13 protein-coding genes are annotated in these 17,877 nt (G+C 61.1%); 7 read left to right on the forward strand and 6 right to left on the reverse strand.

Annotated features, from left to right (window positions below):
* The first annotated feature begins 48 nt into the window (after positions 1-48).
* The 3 genes from MK745_RS02395 (at position 49) to MK745_RS02405 (ending at position 3,727) form a co-directional block, all read left to right on the forward strand.
* On the forward strand, positions 49-1,152 hold the full coding sequence (locus MK745_RS02395; RefSeq protein ID WP_243611681.1) for an extracellular solute-binding protein: 1,104 nt from the start codon (positions 49-51) through the stop codon (positions 1,150-1,152).
* A 122-nt stretch (positions 1,153-1,274) separates the two neighbouring features.
* Positions 1,275-2,546, forward strand: coding sequence for an ABC transporter permease (locus MK745_RS02400; protein WP_243611682.1), 1,272 nt, complete (start codon positions 1,275-1,277; stop codon positions 2,544-2,546).
* A gap of 5 nt (positions 2,547-2,551) precedes the next feature.
* Positions 2,552-3,727, forward strand: coding sequence for an ABC transporter permease (locus MK745_RS02405; RefSeq protein ID WP_243611683.1), 1,176 nt, complete (start codon positions 2,552-2,554; stop codon positions 3,725-3,727).
* A gap of 52 nt (positions 3,728-3,779) precedes the next feature.
* On the opposite strand, the gene MK745_RS02410 is transcribed toward MK745_RS02405, so the two are convergent.
* From MK745_RS02410 to dapE, 4 genes are all read right to left on the reverse strand, one after another.
* Positions 3,780-5,159: a lytic murein transglycosylase gene (locus MK745_RS02410; protein WP_243611684.1), complete on the reverse strand. Its 1,380-nt coding sequence runs from the start codon at positions 5,157-5,159 to the stop codon at positions 3,780-3,782.
* A 247-nt stretch (positions 5,160-5,406) separates the two neighbouring features.
* Positions 5,407-7,659, reverse strand: coding sequence for a ribonuclease R (gene rnr / locus MK745_RS02415; RefSeq protein WP_243611685.1), 2,253 nt, complete (start codon positions 7,657-7,659; stop codon positions 5,407-5,409).
* A 98-nt stretch (positions 7,660-7,757) separates the two neighbouring features.
* Positions 7,758-8,342: a TIGR04282 family arsenosugar biosynthesis glycosyltransferase gene (locus tag MK745_RS02420; protein WP_243611686.1), complete on the reverse strand. Its 585-nt coding sequence runs from the start codon at positions 8,340-8,342 to the stop codon at positions 7,758-7,760.
* A 2-nt stretch (positions 8,343-8,344) separates the two neighbouring features.
* Entirely contained in the window at positions 8,345-9,490 is a 1,146-nt protein-coding gene (gene dapE / locus MK745_RS02425) for a succinyl-diaminopimelate desuccinylase (RefSeq protein ID WP_243611687.1), read from the reverse strand.
* 274 nt (positions 9,491-9,764) lie between these two features.
* Here dapE and MK745_RS02430 point away from each other — a divergent pair, with 274 nt between their 5' ends.
* Positions 9,765-11,372, forward strand: a complete 1,608-nt coding sequence (locus tag MK745_RS02430; protein WP_243611688.1) for a Hint domain-containing protein — start codon at positions 9,765-9,767, stop codon at positions 11,370-11,372.
* Between the two features lie 10 nt (positions 11,373-11,382).
* Positions 11,383-12,486, forward strand: a complete 1,104-nt coding sequence (locus MK745_RS02435) for a Hint domain-containing protein (RefSeq protein WP_243611689.1) — start codon at positions 11,383-11,385, stop codon at positions 12,484-12,486.
* Between the two features lie 17 nt (positions 12,487-12,503).
* On the opposite strand, the gene MK745_RS02440 is transcribed toward MK745_RS02435, so the two are convergent.
* Positions 12,504-12,872, reverse strand: coding sequence for a hypothetical protein (locus MK745_RS02440; RefSeq protein ID WP_243611690.1), 369 nt, complete (start codon positions 12,870-12,872; stop codon positions 12,504-12,506).
* A gap of 39 nt (positions 12,873-12,911) precedes the next feature.
* Positions 12,912-14,501, reverse strand: coding sequence for a calcium-binding protein (locus MK745_RS02445; protein ID WP_243611691.1), 1,590 nt, complete (start codon positions 14,499-14,501; stop codon positions 12,912-12,914).
* Between the two features lie 533 nt (positions 14,502-15,034).
* On the opposite strand from MK745_RS02445, the gene MK745_RS02450 reads away from it, so the two are divergent.
* A complete protein-coding gene (locus tag MK745_RS02450; protein WP_243611692.1) occupies positions 15,035-16,609 on the forward strand; it encodes a choice-of-anchor L domain-containing protein in 1,575 nt (524 codons plus the stop codon).
* Positions 16,610-16,725: 116 nt separating this feature from the next.
* Complete coding sequence (locus MK745_RS02455; RefSeq protein ID WP_243611693.1) at positions 16,726-17,820, forward strand: transporter substrate-binding domain-containing protein; 1,095 nt, start codon at positions 16,726-16,728, stop codon at positions 17,818-17,820.
* The last annotated feature ends 57 nt before the right edge of the window (positions 17,821-17,877 follow it).

Genomic DNA, 17,877 nt, shown 5'->3' on the forward strand with positions numbered 1-17,877 from the left:
ACCGGGGGAGCAAAACAAAACATTAAAGTTCAACAAGGAGAGAAAACTATGAAGTTTACGAAACTGACCGCACTGGCACTTTCGACCGCTATTTGCGCGCCGATGGCCTTCGCGGCTGACATGGCCGACGAAATGACCATCGTGTCCTGGGGCGGCGCATATTCCAACTCGCAGCAAAAGGCTTATCACGAGCCCTACATGGAAAAGACCGGCGTCTCGATCATCAACGACGAGAGCTCGGCTGAAGCCGTGGCCAAACTGCGCGCGATGAACGAAGCGGGCAACGTGACCTGGGACGTTGTGGACGTTGTGGCAGCTGACGCAATGCGTCTCTGCGACGAAGGTCTTGCAATGGAAATCGACCCGGACACCATGCTTGCTCCGGCACCCGATGGCACCTCGGCAGCGGATGACTTCGGTGACCTGCTCGTCTCCGAGTGCTTCATCCCGCAGATCGTTTACTCGACCACCTTCGGTTACCGCACCGACCTCGTGGGCGACACCCCGCCGACCAGCGTCTGCGACGTGTTCGATCTCGAAGCCTACCCGGGCAAGCGCGCGCTCGAGAAGCGCCCGATCAACAACATGGAATGGGCTCTGCTCTGTGACGGCGTTCCGAAGGCAGAAGTGTATGACGTTCTCGAGACCGCAGAAGGTCAAGAGCGAGCCCTCGCCAAGCTCGACACCATCAAAGACAGCGTTGTCTGGTGGTCGGCCGGTGCTGACACCCCGCAGCTTCTCGCCGATGGCGAAGTCGTGATGGGTTCGACCTATAACGGTCGTCTGTTCTCGGTCATCGAAGAGCAGGATCAGCCGGTTGCAATGCTCTGGGACGCACAGGTGTTCGACCTTGACGGTTGGATCATCCCGGCAGGCCTGAGCGAAGAGCGCAAGGCACGTGCACTGGACTACATCTACTTCGCGACCGACACTCAGCGTCTCGCGGACCAGGCCAAATACATCTCGTACGGCCCGGCACGTCAGTCCTCGGCACCGCTCGTTGGTAAGCACGAAGAACTCGGCATCGACATGGCGCCGCACATGCCGACCGACCCGGAAAACGCCAAGAACACGTTCCTCTACAACTACGAGTTCTGGGCTGACTATCGCGACGACATCGACGCGAAATTCCAGGCTTGGCTCGCGAAATAATCGCGTGTCCTAAACGACGCGGAGGGGCGATGCACGCCCCTCCGCATCCGATGCAAACCCGCATCAATATGTCCGCACGGACCAAATGAGCGCCGAAAACAGGCGACACAACGGGGAGCCACATGAGCGACACCACCGATACCGGCCCGGTTCTTGCGGCCGACGGCACACCGCTTAAACGTAGCCTTGCGCGCGCGCTGCGGATGCAAAAGCTCCGCGCGCTAATGCTGATCGCGCCTCTGCTTCTATTCGTACTTTTGACATTCATCCTCCCGATCGTGGACATGCTGTTCCGTTCGGTCGAGAACCAGATCGTCTCGGACACGCTGCCAAAGACGGTTGCGGAATTGCAGGAATGGGACGCCAATTCCGGCGAACTGCCGAGCGAAGCGGTCTTTGCCGCGCTGGCTGCAGACATGAAAATCGCGGTCGAGGAGAAGACGCACACGCGCCTTGGCTCTCGACTGAACTATGAAAAGACGGGCCTTTCGTCGCTGTTCCGCAAATCTGGCCGTAAGGTCAAACGTTGGGATCTTGCCGAAGACGCGCCGTTCAAAGAGAAATTCATCGATATCGACAAGGATTGGGGCGATATCGAGGTCTGGCGCACGCTTCAGACCTATAGCCCGAAGCTGACCAATGGCTACTTCCTGAACTCGGTAGACATGCAAAAGGGCGTCGATGGCCCGGAAGCGCGGCCTGAGAACCAGCAGATCTATATGACGCTGTTTGGGCGAACGCTCTTCATGTCGCTCGTCATCACGACAAGCTGTATCCTGCTTGGCTATCCCGTCGCTTGGATCCTCGCGAACCTGCCGTCTCGAACGGCGAACCTGCTGATGATTCTCGTGCTTCTACCCTTCTGGACATCCCTCCTTGTGCGGACTTCCGCATGGAAAGTGATGCTGCAACAGCAGGGGGTGATCAACGATGTGTTGGTCTGGCTGGGCTTGGTAGGCGATGACGCGCGATTGGTCATGATCAACAACCAGTTCGGCACGATTGTCGCCATGACGCACATCCTTCTGCCCTTTATGATCCTGCCGATGTATTCGGTGATGCAGACGATTGCGCCAACCTATCTGCGCGCGGCGAAATCGCTTGGCGCAACGAACTGGACGGCGTTCTGGCGGGTCTATTTCCCGCAGTCGGTGCCGGGCATCGGCGCAGGCTCGATCCTCGTGTTCATCCTCGCCATCGGCTACTACATCACGCCGGAAATCGTGGGCGGCACCAAGGGCGTCTTCATCTCGAACCGGATTGCGTACCACATCTCGAGCTCGCTCAACTGGGGCCTCGCGGCCGCGCTTGGGACGATCCTGCTCGCCGTGGTCCTCATCCTGTACTGGGCCTATGACAAGATCGTCGGCATCGACAACGTGAAACTGAGATAAGAGACATGGCACTAACACCCGTTACTCCACAAACCCCCGGTTTCACCGCAGCGGCCTCTGCCGCGGTTGGTGCCTTCTTCGGGCTTTTCATCGGCACGGCTCAGGGCTCGGGTCTTCTCGGAATCCTGATTGGCGCCGGGCTTCTTGCAGTCCTCGCTTTCGTGTTCAAAACCATCGTGAAGCAGGAGAAACCTGCTCGCCTTGCAATGCTCCTGGGCTTTGGCGCGGTTGGCTTTGCGCTGGGCGGCGTGCCCGGTCTTGTGGTCGGCGCGCTCTTGGGCTGGTTCTTTGGTTGGTATATTTTCTTCGTCGGAGAAAGCCGTTACCGCCAGACGCTTGCGCCCTACCTGACCCCCGGCCAGGTTCTTTGGCACTACACGTTCCGTGTGATCTGTGGGGCGATCTTCGTCTTCCTGATCACGCCGATCCTCGTGGTTCTACCGCTCTCGTTCAACGCGGAAGACTTCTTCACCTTCACGCCGGAGATGCTTCAGTTCAAAGCCGAAGGCTATTCGCTCAAGCACTACCGTGACTTCCTGACCAGCAGCGACTGGCAGAACAGCCTGAAGAACTCGGTTCTGATCGCGCCGATGGCGACGATTCTATCGGTGAGCTTCGGGACGTTGGCGGCCATTGGTCTTAGCTCTGAGCATGTGCCGTTCCGGCGCGCGATCATGGCGATCCTGATTTCCCCGATGATCGTTCCGCTTATCATTTCGGCGGCTGGTATGTACTTCTTCTATAGCCGGATCGGCCTTCAAGGCACCTATCTCGGCGTGGTACTGGCGCATGCGGCCCTCGGCATTCCCTTTGTCATCATCACCGTGACGGCGACGCTTGTCGGTTTCGACCGCTCGCTCACGCGTGCAGCGGCGAACATGGGGGCGGACCCGGTCACCACCTTCTTCAAGGTGCAGATGCCGCTCATCCTGCCGGGCGTGATTTCGGGCGGTCTCTTCGCCTTCATCACCTCGTTCGATGAGGTTGTCGTGGTGCTCTTCGTTGGTTCCGCCGGTCAGAAAACCCTGCCATGGCAGATGTTTACAGGCCTGCGCGAACAGATCAGCCCGACCATCCTCGCCGTGGCGACGATCCTCGTCGTGATCTCGATCATGCTACTGACGACCGTTGAAATGCTGCGTCGTCGTTCGGAACGTCTCCGGGGAATGTCGCCGCAGTAAGCGGGTCAAAGGTTAAAGAATTGAAAAGGGGGCGTTCGCGCCCCCTTTTTTGTTACCGCAGAACCTTTGGGGTTTTGCCCCCGCCGCCGCCAGAGCGCCGGAGCTGCTGCAACAAGGTCAGCGAGGCATAGCCATCCGGGGTCAGACCCTTTGCCTCTTGAAAGGCGCGCACGGCGTTGATTGTCAGCGGGCCGATCTTGCCGTCGATCTTCTGTGTGTCAAATCCGGCGCGGGTCAGGCGGCGCTGAAGTTCTTTCCGTTCGCTGAACGTCAGCGCACGGTCGCCATGCGGCCATTTCCCGCGAATGGGCGGCCCGCCCTTGATGCGATCGCTCAGGTGTCCGACGCCAATCACGTAGGCATCTGCAGTGTTGTATTTCTCAATCGCCGAAAAGTTCGAAAAAATCATGAACGCAGCGCCATTGCCGCCCGCCGGAAGCAGGATCGACCCTTGCCCGTTGCTATTCGGCACGGCTCGACCGTTCATGTCTGTGACGCCAAGAGCGGCCCATTGTGCAGGCGATTTCAGGATCTTGCGATTGGCGAGCGTGTAGTTGAACCCAGCCGGCAGGCGCACTTCGACGCCCCAAGGCTTGCCCCGTTGCCAGCCGGACTTGGCAAGGTATGCTGCCGTCGATGCAAGCGCGTCAGTCGGATCATCGGACCAAATATCACGACGGCCATCGCCGGTGAAATCGACGGCAAAGCTCTCGTAGGAGGTTGGAATGAATTGGGTATGGCCCATCGCCCCAGCCCAACTACCGGTCATGCGATGCGCGGGAATGTCGCCGTTCTGGATGATCTTGAGCGCCGCAAGTAGCTGAGCTTCAAAGAACTTTCCGCGCCGCCCGTCATAGGCGAGCGTCGCCAGCGCCTCGATGGTGGGAATGTCACCGCGGAAGGTTCCGTAGGCGCTCTCAAGGCCCCAGACGGCGGTCACGACCTCCTTGTCGACGCCATAGCGGCGCTCGATGGCCTCGAGCGTGCGGTTGTGGCGGCGCAGGGCGTCCTTGCCGTTGCGAATCCGAGTGTCGGAAGCAGCAGAAGCAAGGTAATCCCAGATGGTCTTGGTGAACTCGGACTGGTTCCGGTCCTTCTTGATGATGCTGCTATTGTAGCGCACACCGCGAAAGGCCTGATCGAATACAGAAGCCCGCACACCAGAGGCCAATGCCCGCGAGCGGAACGACTTGATCCACCGATCAAACCCGGCATCTCCAGCCGTTTCAGTCACTTGCGGGGTGGTTGTCGCGAGGTCTAGGTCGCGCAACTGCGGCCGCAGAGAGCGCGCGGGTGCGGCTGCGGCGAGGGTCATTTCAGGCGTTTCGGCAACGCGCGTCATCGGGCGCGGGGATTGCGCCGGGGCGTTGGCGAGTGCCGGGGTGCCAAGGGCGGTGGCACCAAGAAGAAGGCCCAGAATCGGGGATCGCATCGTTTTGCCTCGGTTTGTTTTTTCGCCATTCTAGCGCGATTGTTGCGATCCGAGAAGCAATCCCGAAAAGATCGCGCGGGGATTTGCCGACAAAGGTTAACGCGAAAACCCACGTCGGTATTACGTCGGTATCGCGTCTGTATTGCGTCTGCGAGGGTCTCGGCGTGCCCAGAAACCTTACCCGAACGCGCGGGTTAACGAAGTCTTTCAAAGACTTCGCCGCGATTTCTTCGAAAGAAACCGCGCCCTAGCGCCTCTGGCGATTGACCTTGCGTTTGGTCTTGGCGGCCTTCTTCTTGGCCTTGGTCTCTTTTCGCCGAACCGGTTTGCCGCGCCCGCGTTTGGGGCCTTGCGGCACTTTCTTGTCATCGATGGAAAGCAGTTCGAGCGCGATACCGCCCGTCACCGGCGCCGCCTCGGTCAGGCGCACGGTCACGCGCTGGCCAAGGCCGATCGTCAGACCGGTCTCGGAGCCGCGCAGGGTTTCGCTCTCGTGGTCATACTTAAAGTACTCCCGTCCGAGATTGCGCATCGGGATCAACCCGTCCGCACCGGTCTCGTCAAGCTTCACGAAGACACCGAACCGCGCAATGCCGCTAATGCGACCAGTGAACTCGTTGCCGACCCGTTCAGAAAGATAGGACGCGAGATAGCGGTCATTGGTATCGCGCTCGGCCAGCATGGAGCGGCGCTCGGTGTCGGAGATATGCCCGGCGGTCGTCTCGAGGTTCTCGATCCCTTCCGGCGACAGCCCATCCTCGCCCCAACCATGCGCCGAGATCAGCGCACGGTGCACGATCAGGTCGGCGTAGCGGCGGATCGGCGAGGTGAAATGCGCGTAGGATTGCAGCGCGAGGCCGAAATGGCCGAAATTCGACGGGCTATAGTAGGCCTGGGTCATGGAGCGCAGGGTCGAGAGGTTGATGAGCTCGGCATCCTCCGTCCCGGCGGCCGCATTCAAAAGCGCATTGAGGTGCTGGGTCTTGAGCACCTGCCCTTTGGCGAGGCTGAACCCAGCGGCCTGGGCCGTTTCGCGCAAGGAGTCGAGCTTTTCGGGGTTCGGCTCTTCGTGGACCCGGAACAGGAGCGGCGATTTCTTGGCGATGAGTGTCTCGGCGGCAGCGACATTGGCGAGGATCATGAATTCCTCAATGAGCTTATGCGCGTCGAACCGGTCGCGGAACATGACCGAGGCGACCTTGCCCTCGGGCGTCAATTCGACTTTGCGCTCGGGCAGGTCGAGATCGAGCGGCTGGCGCGCGGCACGGGCCTTGGTCAGGGCGGTGTAGGCGGCGTAGAGCGGGTCGATGACCTCTTTCATCAGGGGAGCGCAGCGCTCGCTCGGTGTGCCGTCGCGGGCCTCTTGCACTTCGGTGTAGTTGAGCGAGGCGACAGAGCGCATCATGCCACGCACGAAACGATGGCTCAGTTTGTGACCCTTGGCGTCGATCTGCATCCGCACGGCGATACAAGCGCGCGGGACGCCTTCGTGAAGCGAGCAGAGATCGCCTGAGAGGCGGTCGGGCAGCATCGGCACCACACGGTCAGGGAAATAAGATGAGTTGCCGCGTTTGCGTGCCTCGCGGTCAAGCTCGGAACCGGGGGTGACGTAATGGGCCACATCGGCAATAGCGACCCAGATGACATGGCCGCCCTCGTTCTTGGGGTCGTCGTCTGCATGGGCCCAGCAAGCATCGTCATGGTCGCGCGCATCCGCCGGGTCAATTGTCACAAGGGGCATATCGCGCATGTCCTCGCGCTCCCCGAGGGGGGCGGGCTTGGCGGCGTCGGCCTCGGCGATGACCCCATCGGGGAAGGCATCGGGGATGCCGTGTTGATGGATCGCGATGAGCGAGACAGCCTTTGGCGCGGAGGGATCCCCGAGGCGTTCCACGACCTTCGCGCGGGGCAGGCCAAGGCGGCCCTTGGGGCCGGTTTGTTGTGCCTCGACCAACTCGCCGTCCTTGGCGCCGTTGATGCCCTCGTTCAGCACCTGCCATTCCTTACCATCGCCCTTGTCGATGGGGACGATGCGGCCGCCTTCGGCAGTCAGGCGGAAGACGCCGAGCACACGTTTGGGATTGGTGCCGATGCGACGGATGAGGCGGCCTTCATAGCGCCAGGCTTCGCCCTCGATTTCGGTCAGCCGGGCAAGGATGCGATCGCCTTGGCCAAGGGCGGGATCAGAGGCGCGGGGGATCACGAGGATCAGGGGTTCTTCGCTATCACCCTGCCATTCGAGGGGGCGGGCGTAGAGGTCGCCATCGGAATCCGGGCCGCTGATCTGCAGGACAGAGACGGGCGGCAGGCTGTCGGGGTCGCGGTAGGTTTTCTTGCGTTTCGACAGGTGGCCTTCTTCCTCGAGCTCCTTCAGCAGGCGCTTGAGGTCGATCCGCGCGGCGCCCTTGATCCCGAAGGCTTTGGCGATGTCGCGCTTGGAGGTCAGGGTCGGGTTCTCGGAGATCCAGTCGAGGATCTCGGCTTTGGTCGGTATACGCATGGATTGGGCCTAGCACGGGCCGCGCGGCGCGTCATTGGGAAAAAGGCGGAGGGGCGCTGCCCCTCTTGAGCCTGCGGCTCAATTCACCCCGGGATATTTTAGGCAAGAGGAAGATCGGCGGCGGTGTCGACATCATGGAGCGTCGTCGTCAGGGCGATACGGTGGTGGGGCAGCGTTGCCATCGAGTCGGCGAGGGCGTGCTGTGTGGACCAGCGGACGCCGTGCAGGAAGCCGGGGGGCGGCGCGGCGGTGCGTTTGAGGCCGACGAGCCAATAGCCGCCGTCTGTTGCGGGGCCGAACACGGCGTCGTTTGATCCAAGCGCGGCAAAGGCCTCGGCAATGTGGTGCCGTCGGATGCCGGGAATGTCAGCACCGATGATACAGGCCGGGCCGGGCGGTTGCGTGCGCAGAAGGCGGGCCATGCGGTCCCCGAGGTCACCGGGGCCTTGCGGCAGGCGCGGCAGATCGGCGGGCCAGACACGAGAGGCGAGCCCTGCGCGATCAGGGGCAACCGCCAAAAGCGTGTCCCAGCGCGGGTCGGTGATCCGGCGCAGGAGTGCAGCGCTTTGGTGGCGAAACCACCACGCGGCCCGCGTCATTCCGATATCGCGCCCGAGCCGTGTCTTGACCCGACCGGGCCGCGGCTCTTTGACCATGACGATGAGACGTGCGCGATGGGCCATATTCAGGCGAAATAGTCTCGAAGTATGCGGCTATAGATGGTCTTGAGCTGGTGGATTTGTGCGACCGGGACGTTTTCATCCACTTGGTGCATGGTCTTGCCGACGAGGCCGAACTCAACCACCGGGCAATGGTGTTGCACAAAGCGGGCGTCCGAGGTGCCGCCGGTGGTCGACAGGTCGGGCGTGCGGCCGGTTTCGGCCTCGACCGCGGCGGCGACGAGATCGGAGAGTGGGCCGGGGGGCGTGATAAAGCTCTCGCCGGAGATCTTCACCTCCATCCCGATCTCGATCCCGGACTCGGCGGCGACCGCATCGGCAAGGCTCTGCATCCAGTCGGTGAGCGAGGCACCGGAGTGGAGATCGTTGAAGCGGATGTTGACCGTGGCGCGGCACTCGGCGGGGATCACGTTGGTCGCGGGGTTGCCGGTATCCATGGTGACGATGGCCAGCGTCGAGGCGTCAAAATGCTCGGAGCCGTCGTCGAGCGTATGGGAGGCGAAGCGGTCCATCAGGCGCGCCATCGCCGGGAGTGGGTTCTTGGCGCGGTGGGGATAGGCGGAGTGGCCTTGTTTGCCAGTAAAGGTAAACCACGCTGTAAGAGAACCGCGCCGGCCGATCTTCATCATCTCGCCCATCTCATTGGGGCAGGTGGGTTCGCCGACAAGGCAGACGGACATCTTCTCGTCCTCGGCGTCCATGTAGTCGAGAAGCGCCGTTGTGCCATCCACTGCGTCGCCTTCTTCATCGCCTGTGATGGTTAGGACGATGGCGCCCTCGGGGGGCGTCTCACGCACGAAATCCACGGCGGCGGCGGCGAAAGCGGCAACCCCTGATTTCATGTCGGTCGCACCGCGGCCATACATGATCCCGTCGCGGAGTTCCGCACCGAAGGGATCGACGGTCCAGGCGGCCTCGTCCCCGACTGGGACCACATCGGTATGACCGTTAAAGCCGAAGGTGCGCGCATGGCCCTTGTCGCCCCAGCGGGCGAAGAGGTTCGACACCCCACCGCGATCCACGCGTGTGCAGGCAAAACCGGCCCCGGAGAGCAGCTCTTCGAGCAGCACAAGCGCACCGCCTTCTTCGGGTGTGACAGAGGGGCAGCGGATCAGGGCAGCGGTCAGGTCGGCGGGGTCAATGGCGGGCATCCGGGGCTCCTTTGGAAGGGTTTGGCCCAGAGATACAGCGCCGCCGCGATGGCTTCAATGCAACAGCCGTGCCGGCGCAGTGCCGCGTCTGGCGTGTTTTCTCTTCAAAGGCTTAACAAGGCGGAACAAATCTGGCATGATCAGGCCAATAATAAACCCGAGGCAGGGTATTCGAGCGGGCATTTAGACCCATTATAATTTCGCCCTCGCGACACCGAGTCATAACGGTGAGCGAGACCAAGGCGCTGCCTCGCATAATTTGAGGGCAGGCAGTATGCCTATTGCGCAGGAACTCACCTACGATACAGGTGCGAGCGCCACGGAAATGGCGCAGGAAATCTTTGGCGACGGCGTGACCGTGGTCAATGCGAGCTACAGTGGCTCGAACGGATCATCGGCGATTTACTCCAACGGCGATACCATTTCACCCGAAGCGACCCCCGGCGACACAGGGGTGATCCTGTCGACCGGGAACGTTCGGGATTTTACCAACAGCGGCGGCGGTGGCTGGTGGGGTGGCAGTTCCACCAACACCAACCAATCGAGCAGCACCTCGACCAATACGAGCGGCGAGAACAACAACCCGTTGTTCAACAATATCGTCGGCTCCAATACCTATGATGCGGCCTATCTCGAGGTCCAATTCATCCCGACAGGCGACACGATGACCATGCAGTTCGTGTTCTCGTCGGAGGAATATCCGGAGTATATCAATTCGATCTACAACGACGCCGTGATTGTCATGGTCAACGGCGAGGAGGTCGAGGTTGCTGTCGGGTCGGGCAATGCGAGCATCTCGACGGTCAACACGACCAACAACTCGAACCTCTATCTCGACAACACGGGCGATGCTTATAACACCGAGATGGACGGGTTCACCGTCACCATGACGCTCACCATGGATGTCGATCCGGGTGAGCTCAACGAAATCCTGATCGGTATCGTTGATGTCGGGGACAGCAGTTATGACTCCAACGTGCTGATCGCGGGGGATTCCGTTCAGACGGCGGTCATCGCCAATGCCGATTGGCAGACCATGGGCCTCAACGCGACCAAGACGGTCGATGTGCTCGACAATGACGAAGCTGGCAGCACGCTGACCATCACCCATATCAACGGTCAGCCGGTCGAGCCGGGCGATACGATTGTCCTTTCGACCGGTCAGGTCATCACGCTCAACGCCGATGGCACCTTGGAGGTGACCTCGGACGGGGACGAGGAAGAGGTCAACTTTACCTATACGATCGAGGATGAGAGCGGCACGAGCGATGTCGGCTTTGTCACGATCAATTCGACCGCGGTGCCTTGTTTCGTGAAGGGGACGCTCATCCGCACGCCAGAGGGAGATGTCCCGGTTGAGGATATCGACGTTGGCGATCTTGTCGAAACCTATGAGAACGGCGCGCAGGAAGTGCGCTGGATCGGGTCGCGGACGGTTCCGGCGGAGGGCGCCCTTGCACCGATCCGGATCGAGGCAGAGAGCTTTGGCGATCACGGCACACTTCTCGTATCCCCGCAGCATCGGGTGCTATTACGCGACAGCCGGGCCGAGCTTTTGTTCGATAGTCCAGAGGTTCTGGTGAAGGCGAAAGACCTGATCGACGATCAGCGCGTCACGCGAGAGACCGGCGGAGATGTCACCTATTTCCATATGCTGTTCGATAGCCACCAGCTCGTGTTCTCGCAGGGGCTAGAGACCGAGAGTTTCTTACCGGGGCCGGAGATCAGCAACATCTTCGAAGAGGAGATTGTGGAAGAGATCTTTACCCTGTTCCCTGAACTCGATCGCGAGACGGGTGAGGGATATGGCCCGGCGGCGCGGCGGTTGCTCAAGACCTACGAGGCGGCGGTGTTGACCAAGTCCGGCAAGCGGGTGGCGTGAGGAGCGCGCGATGACCTGGATCGCCCTTCGGGACCGCAATGATGCGCTTTTCGCGCCGCAAGGACTCGCCCGCATAAGGCGGGGTGATGCGCCGGAGGCGTTGCAGGATCTCGACCGTCCAATGGCACGGGGGAGCCTTCTTCTCGAGACGCGCTTGTCGCCCTATGAGGCACCGCAGCTTCTTCTTGGGTTCAAACGCGATTTCGATGCAGAGATGAGCCTGATGCTGCGCGCGGTGCCGGGCGGGGGGATATCCCTCGTGCATACGCGCCAGGGCGACATGTGCCACGCGGCGCTCACCCACGATGCAGAGGCACGGCGCACCGATATCTTGCGCATCACCTATAGCTGGGACGTGGCGCATGGTTGGGCTCGGCTTGCGGTCGAGCGACCGGACGTGGCGCATTGCTTTCAGACCGTCGTCGCGACGCCGGTGGCGCTCACGCTGGCGGATGTGCGTGACATGATCCACAATCCCGCGGCCTCGGTAATGGATGAGGATGTCTCTTTCCTTGCCGTATCCGACCGGATCGAACCGATTGGGCCGATGCCGGGGCTGACGGCCTCTCTTCCTGTGGCGACGCCCTATGGAATACGCCCGCTCGGCGATTTGCAACGCGGCGATCTTGTCGAAACGCTTGGGGGCAAGGTTGTGCCGGTGCTTGATGTGCTCCGCCGCACGGTGCCGGCGCGCGGCCTGTTCGAGCCAGTGCGCCTACGTCATCCCTATTTCGGGCTCGAGCGTGATATCGTGGTCAAGCCGGGGCAGCGGGTTCTCGTCGGCGGGTCGCGGGTCGAATATCTTTTCGGACGCGAGCATGTGCTTGTGCCTGCGGGGCATCTGACAGGCGGTGCCGCCGGGGTGCGCGAGCAGGGCCATGCGCTTGTGACCTATACCCAGCTTCTCTTGCCGCAGGCCGAGGCGATCTATGCGGCGGGCACCTATCTTGCGAGTCTCGATATCGGGCGGCTTCGGCGCAAACGCGATCTTCTCGCCGCGAGCCTTCTTGCGGGGCTGCCGCGCAACCACCTGCCAGAGCATATCGCGCGGCCCTATCCGGTGCTTGGTGCGTTTGAGGCCAATACACTCGCGACCCAGCTGAGCGCGGCCTGATCCTCTCCTGAAACGCCTTAGTGCGCGCTCGACTCGTCGGCGGGCAGGGTTTCTTCCCCGTTGTAGAAGGCGGTCATCTGGGCGACGACGACCGAGTTCTCGTCAAGCGCGCGCTGCATCAGCTCTTGCTCATCCTCGGCGATCTCGTGGCCCTGTGCCTCGCGTTCTTCGCGGGTGCCATAGCCGGTCACGTCAAGCGGGGCGAGATCGGCCTGCTTGAGGATCGCCACGGTCTCGCGCACGGCTTCGGCCTCGTCGATGCCGCTCGCATAGATCATGAGGGCGGCGCCGGTGGCGTCATCGGGAAGCCCGTCGCCATCCTTGCGGCCAACCTGAACAAGCAGGGTATAGACCTGCTGGCGCGATGTCTTTTTCGTCTTTTCCATGGCGCGGCCATATCCCGCGTGCAGGAGTGGCGTCAAGCGTCAGAAGATGAAGTTGTCCGCGTCGAGCATGTCGAGGGACACATTCCGCAACTCGATCGAGACATCGGCGACTTCCCATGTGCCGCTATCCCAATAGATCGTCGCGTCGCCGTCTTCGTCCTCGCCCAGCGTCAGGGAAGAGAGCCCAGCAAGTTTCATTTCGGAGAAGTCGAGCGTGTCGAGCAATGGGTCGAAATCGAGAACGATATCATGCGATATGCCGCCGCCGTAGGCACCGAAAGAGCCACCGTCGTTCTCTTTGTAGATGAGCGTATCCGCCCCGGCCCCGGTCCAGATGAAGTTGTGCCCGGCATCGCCATAGATGAGGTCGTCGGCATCCGTTCCGACGAGCACTTCGTTCACCGCCCCCGTATAGAGCCCGTTATCATGATCGCGGTCGTCTCCGATATTGCTTACGGCGCCATCAACGAACCAAAAGCGGATCGAACTCCAGTAGCCCGCCCCGAGTTCGAGGTACTCGACAAACCAGCGGTTGGCGTCCTCATGGAACATGTTCTCTACGGTGATCGTGCTGTCGGCGTTGGTGCCGATTTCGATCAGGAGGTCATTGCCGATGCGAGCGAAGTCGAGCATCGCAAAGGCGCCGTCCAAGCCGACCGGAGACGACGGTCCGTAGATGCCGTTGATTTCGATGATGTCGGCATTGAGGTAGGTCGCCTTGTTGCCTGCATCGCGGATACGGTCATGGCCGCTCGCGGCGCCGTCCGTGCCGACGTAGAAGGTATAGAGGTCACCGCCTTTGCCGCCGATGAGCAGGTCGTCGTCTGCGCCGCCGTCGAGATTGTCCTTGCCGTTCTGGCCACGCAGCGTGTCGTTGCCGTCATGGCCGCGCACGAAATCCGCGCCCGCCCCGGCCCAGACCTTGTCACGCCCGTTTTCGCCATAGATGAAATCGCCGTCCGCACCGCCGCGGATCTTGTCGTTGCCATTGCCGCCAAACATGCGGTCTGTGCCGCTGCCACCGAGCAGGACATCGGCGCGATTGCCCCCAAAGAGCACATCGTCGCCATCGCCCCCGTCGAGGCGATCGCGCCCGCCATTGCCATAGAGGTAGTCGTCGCCCGCATCGCCGTTGAGGCGGCTGCGCTTGTCTCCGCCGGTCAGGATGTCGGCCTCTGTGGTGCCATCGCGGCCAGTGATGAGGTTGTAGAGCGTGCCGCCCGCCGTCATCGTCGTGATGGTGCCGTCGCCCCATTGGTCAGAGATCACGATGTCATAGGATGGCGCGCCGGGATGGCGGAAGTAATAAGGGCGGTGTGGCAGGTGAATGATGAGGTCGCCCCCGACGCGTTCGAAGGTTGCCCAGCCCTGATAGCCAAGATTGGCGGATTGGTAGAGCGCGCCCACGCCGACGATCGTATCAATCGCACCGTCTGTGCCGCTATCGTTGATCAGGAAGTTGTAGATCCCTGCATCGGCCGAGCGCGACAGGTCATAGACATCCGCCCCGTCGCCGCCGTCCAGTTCCTCGAGACCTTGAGGTTCGGTTGTGCCAAGGGGTTTGAGAAGGTCGTCGCCCGCCGTACCGGTCAGCGTGTCGCTGTCCGTCGTACCGATAAAATCCGCCATGTTTTGGACTCTCCGCTGTCCAGAATGAAACGCGCGCTCGGAAAACGTGGCACATATGCTGGACAACCGTCCATAAACCCAAGTCGTATTGCGCAGTTTTGCCCCGTTCTTTCGGTTTTTTGGGGTCGCGCCTTGGTTGGCGGGGCTTTGTCTCTCGCACCGTGCGAGCGGGAAAGAGGGCGCCTGCGCGCGTGGCACCCTATCCATTCGGATGGGATACGCTTCAAATGCCCCGTGTTTTCCACACTTGCGACAATAAAAAGGCATCGAGAATCGGTTAGATACAGCATCGAGACGTGCCGCGATGATGTGTGTGGGGGGAAGCGACCCTCGTGTTTCCCCGAAGCCACCACCGTCCGTGCAGTTTAAGGCTCTTTGCGACGACCCTGTGCGACAGTGTTTCGTGATGTGCCGCAGACATACGAACGTTTCGTGCGTTTCGCCTTGGCCCTCATCCGGGGCGAGGTCGGGCGCATGAGTGGCGAAGGGCCTTCTCCCGGGCTTTTTGAGTGTTTTTTCTTTGGGGTGATGAAATGGTAACGGCTGCTGAACTTCCGATTGATACGAGTGCCTCCGATATGGAGATGGCCGAGGCGATCTTTGGCTCGGGTGTTTCGATCACGTCGGCGACATACACCGGTGCAAGCCAAGCGTCCGGTATCTATTCGAATGGCGATAGCGTCTCTGACGCGCTGACGCCGTCGGACACAGGCGTGATCCTGTCGACGGGCAAGGCGACCGACATCACCCGCGACAGTGGCGATCCCAACCGCCAGTCTGATGAATCGACCAACTGGTATCGCTCGGGGGATAGTGACCTCGAAGAGATCGCCAACGCAAAGACCTTTGACGCCGCCGTGTTCGAAGCGACCTTTGTGCCCGATGGCAGCGTGTTGACCATGCAGGTCACCTTCTCCTCTGAAGAGTATCTCGAATACGTCAACTCCGGCTTCAACGACGCGGTGGGCGTCTGGGTCAATGGCGTCAAAGCAGAGCTGACGGTGGGTGATGGCGACATCACCATCAACAACATCAACAATACGTCGAACGAGAACCTCTATGTCGACAACCCGCAGAACGCAGAGGTTGCCAACACCGAGATGGACGGGTTCACGCTCACGATGACGCTCAAGGCACCGGTCAATCCCGGCGAAGAGAACGAGATCAAGATCGCCATCGCGGATGGCGGCGACGGAATTTACGATTCCAACCTCTTGATCGCGGGCGATTCTGTGCAATGCGCGCTTGTGGCCGGCGATGATGCCTATGAAATCGGCGTCAACGGATCCTACACGTTCGACCTCACCGAAAACGATGTGAGCTATACCGGCGCCACGCTCAACATCACCCATATCAACGGTCAGGAAGTCACGCCGGGCGAGACCATCACCCTGCCGAGCGGAGAGATGATCACCTTCAACGTCGATGGCACCGTGACGATCGAATCCGACGGGGACATTGGCGAGAACGTCTTTTCCTACACGATCGAGGATTCTGACGGGAACTCGGACGTGGGTTTTGTCACGGTCACCACGGCGCCCTGTTTCGTGGCGGGCACCCGGATCATCACCAACAAGGGCGAGGTGCTGATCGAGGCGCTTGAACCCGGTGACATGGTCCTGACGCGGGACAATGGGTTTCAGCCGCTGCGCTGGATCGGGCAGACGACGCGCCGCGCCGAGGGCAAGGATGCGCCGATCCGCTTTGAGGCCGGGGCACTTGGCGCGCATGAGACGGTCGAGGTTTCACCAAACCATCGCGTGCTTGTCACATCGACGCGGGCGATCCTTCTGTTTGGCGAACCCGAGGTGCTCGTGAAGGCCAAGGATCTCGTCAATGACAGCACGATCCGCCCCCGCGAAGATGGCGCACCGGTGACCTATGTGCACCTGCTCTTTGATCGGCACGAGATCGTGCGCGGCAACGGCCTTGATAGCGAGAGCTATCACCCAGGCCATGAAACGATCGAGAGCTTTGATGCAGAGACCCGCGAAGAGATTCTGCGCCTATTGCCCAACTGCGATGCGATGATGGGATATGGCTATGGCCCGGCGGCCCGGATTTCTCTTCGCGCCTTTGAGGCCCGCGCCCTGTTCCGGCAAGGCTAAAGCCCTGCCCAATACGTGCGGCTTTTCCGCGATTTGCAACGCCCTTCCGCCGTTGACCGTCCCTTTGGGGCGGGGCATGGTGGTGTCGGGGTTTTGCACGAAAAGGGCATTGGGCTTTGCACGAATTCTTGAATCGCGTCCGCGCATGGGCGTTTGTGTTTCTGGCCCTTCTGGGCGGGACGTGGATCCTGTCGACACCTCTTGCAGCGCAGGATACGCTCGTCTTTGCGACGGTGGACCGCCCGCCATTTGCATCCCTCGAGGGGGCGACGCCGCAAGGGTTTAGCATCGACCTCATGCAGGGAATCGCCCTCCGGCTTGATCGCAAGCTACGCTTCGTGCCGAAGGACAAGTTCGCCGATATGCTTGACGCAGTTCGGCAGGGCGATGTCGACGGCGCGATTGCCAATATCTCGATCACCGCCGACCGCGAACGCGAGATGGATTTCAGCCAGCCGATCTTTGAAAGCGGGCTGCAAATCCTGCTGCCAAAAGAGGACAGCATGTTCATGCGTCTTCGCGGTGTTTTGAGCGGTGACATCCTGATGATGGGTCTGGCGGCGCTGGGCCTCTTGTTCGGAGGCGGGATGCTCATGTGGGTGTTCGAGCGTGGCCGACAGCCCTACTTCGACCGCCCGCTTGGGGATGCGATGTTCCCGTCTTTCTGGTGGGCGCTGAACCTTGTCGTCAACGGCGGCTTTGAAGAGCGCATGCCGATGTCGCGTGTCGGTCGGGTCTTTGCGGTGATGCTCGTGATTGCGAGCCTGTTTATCGTTTCGATCTTCGTCGCGACGATCACCGCCGCCGTCACCGTCGAAGCGCTTCAGGAGAACGTCGATTCCATCAATGATCTCGATGCGCGCAGCGTGGCGACCGTCGCGGGATCGACGAGCGCGGATTACCTTGCCAAGCGCGATATCGCCTTTGCGGGCTACGCGAGCCCGGATGAAATGCTTGCGGCCTTTGAAAGCGGTGCGGCGGATGCGGCGGTGTTCGATGGGCCGATCCTTGCCTTCCATCTGAACGAGAAACTTGCCGGACAAGCGCGCCTCATCGACCGTGTGTATCGCCCCGAGAACTACGGTATCGCCCTGCCATCGGGCAGCCCGTTGCGCGAAGACATTGACCGCGCCCTGCTCGCCATGCGCGAGGACGGCACCTATGGCGCCCTTGTTGACAAGTGGTTCGGCGAAAGCTTTCGATCGGAATGATCCCAAAGAAAAAGGCGCCATCCCCGGAGGGCGGCGCCTTTCATGTGTCTCGTATCG

Origin of the sequence: Shimia aestuarii (genome assembly GCF_022814865.1) — a bacterium.
In the GTDB taxonomy this organism is placed as follows: Bacteria; Pseudomonadota; Alphaproteobacteria; order Rhodobacterales; family Rhodobacteraceae; genus Shimia; species Shimia aestuarii_A.

Excerpts from the sequence above, each read along its gene's own strand:
- MK745_RS02445 (WP_243611691.1), bottom strand. The coding sequence starts at position 14,501 with ATGGCGGATTTTATCGGTACGACGGACAGCGACACGCTGACCGGTACG.
- rnr (WP_243611685.1), bottom strand. The coding sequence starts at position 7,659 with ATGCGTATACCGACCAAAGCCGAGATCCTCGACTGGATCTCCGAGAAC.
- MK745_RS02430 (WP_243611688.1), top strand. The coding sequence starts at position 9,765 with ATGCCTATTGCGCAGGAACTCACCTACGATACAGGTGCGAGCGCCACG.
- MK745_RS02395 (WP_243611681.1), top strand. The coding sequence starts at position 49 with ATGAAGTTTACGAAACTGACCGCACTGGCACTTTCGACCGCTATTTGC.
- MK745_RS02420 (WP_243611686.1), bottom strand. The coding sequence starts at position 8,342 with ATGGCCCATCGCGCACGTCTCATCGTCATGGTCAAAGAGCCGCGGCCC.
- MK745_RS02410 (WP_243611684.1), bottom strand. The coding sequence starts at position 5,159 with ATGCGATCCCCGATTCTGGGCCTTCTTCTTGGTGCCACCGCCCTTGGC.
- MK745_RS02400 (WP_243611682.1), top strand. The coding sequence starts at position 1,275 with ATGAGCGACACCACCGATACCGGCCCGGTTCTTGCGGCCGACGGCACA.
- MK745_RS02435 (WP_243611689.1), top strand. The coding sequence starts at position 11,383 with ATGACCTGGATCGCCCTTCGGGACCGCAATGATGCGCTTTTCGCGCCG.
- dapE (WP_243611687.1), bottom strand. The coding sequence starts at position 9,490 with ATGCCCGCCATTGACCCCGCCGACCTGACCGCTGCCCTGATCCGCTGC.
- MK745_RS02450 (WP_243611692.1), top strand. The coding sequence starts at position 15,035 with ATGGTAACGGCTGCTGAACTTCCGATTGATACGAGTGCCTCCGATATG.
- MK745_RS02440 (WP_243611690.1), bottom strand. The coding sequence starts at position 12,872 with ATGGAAAAGACGAAAAAGACATCGCGCCAGCAGGTCTATACCCTGCTT.
- MK745_RS02405 (WP_243611683.1), top strand. The coding sequence starts at position 2,552 with ATGGCACTAACACCCGTTACTCCACAAACCCCCGGTTTCACCGCAGCG.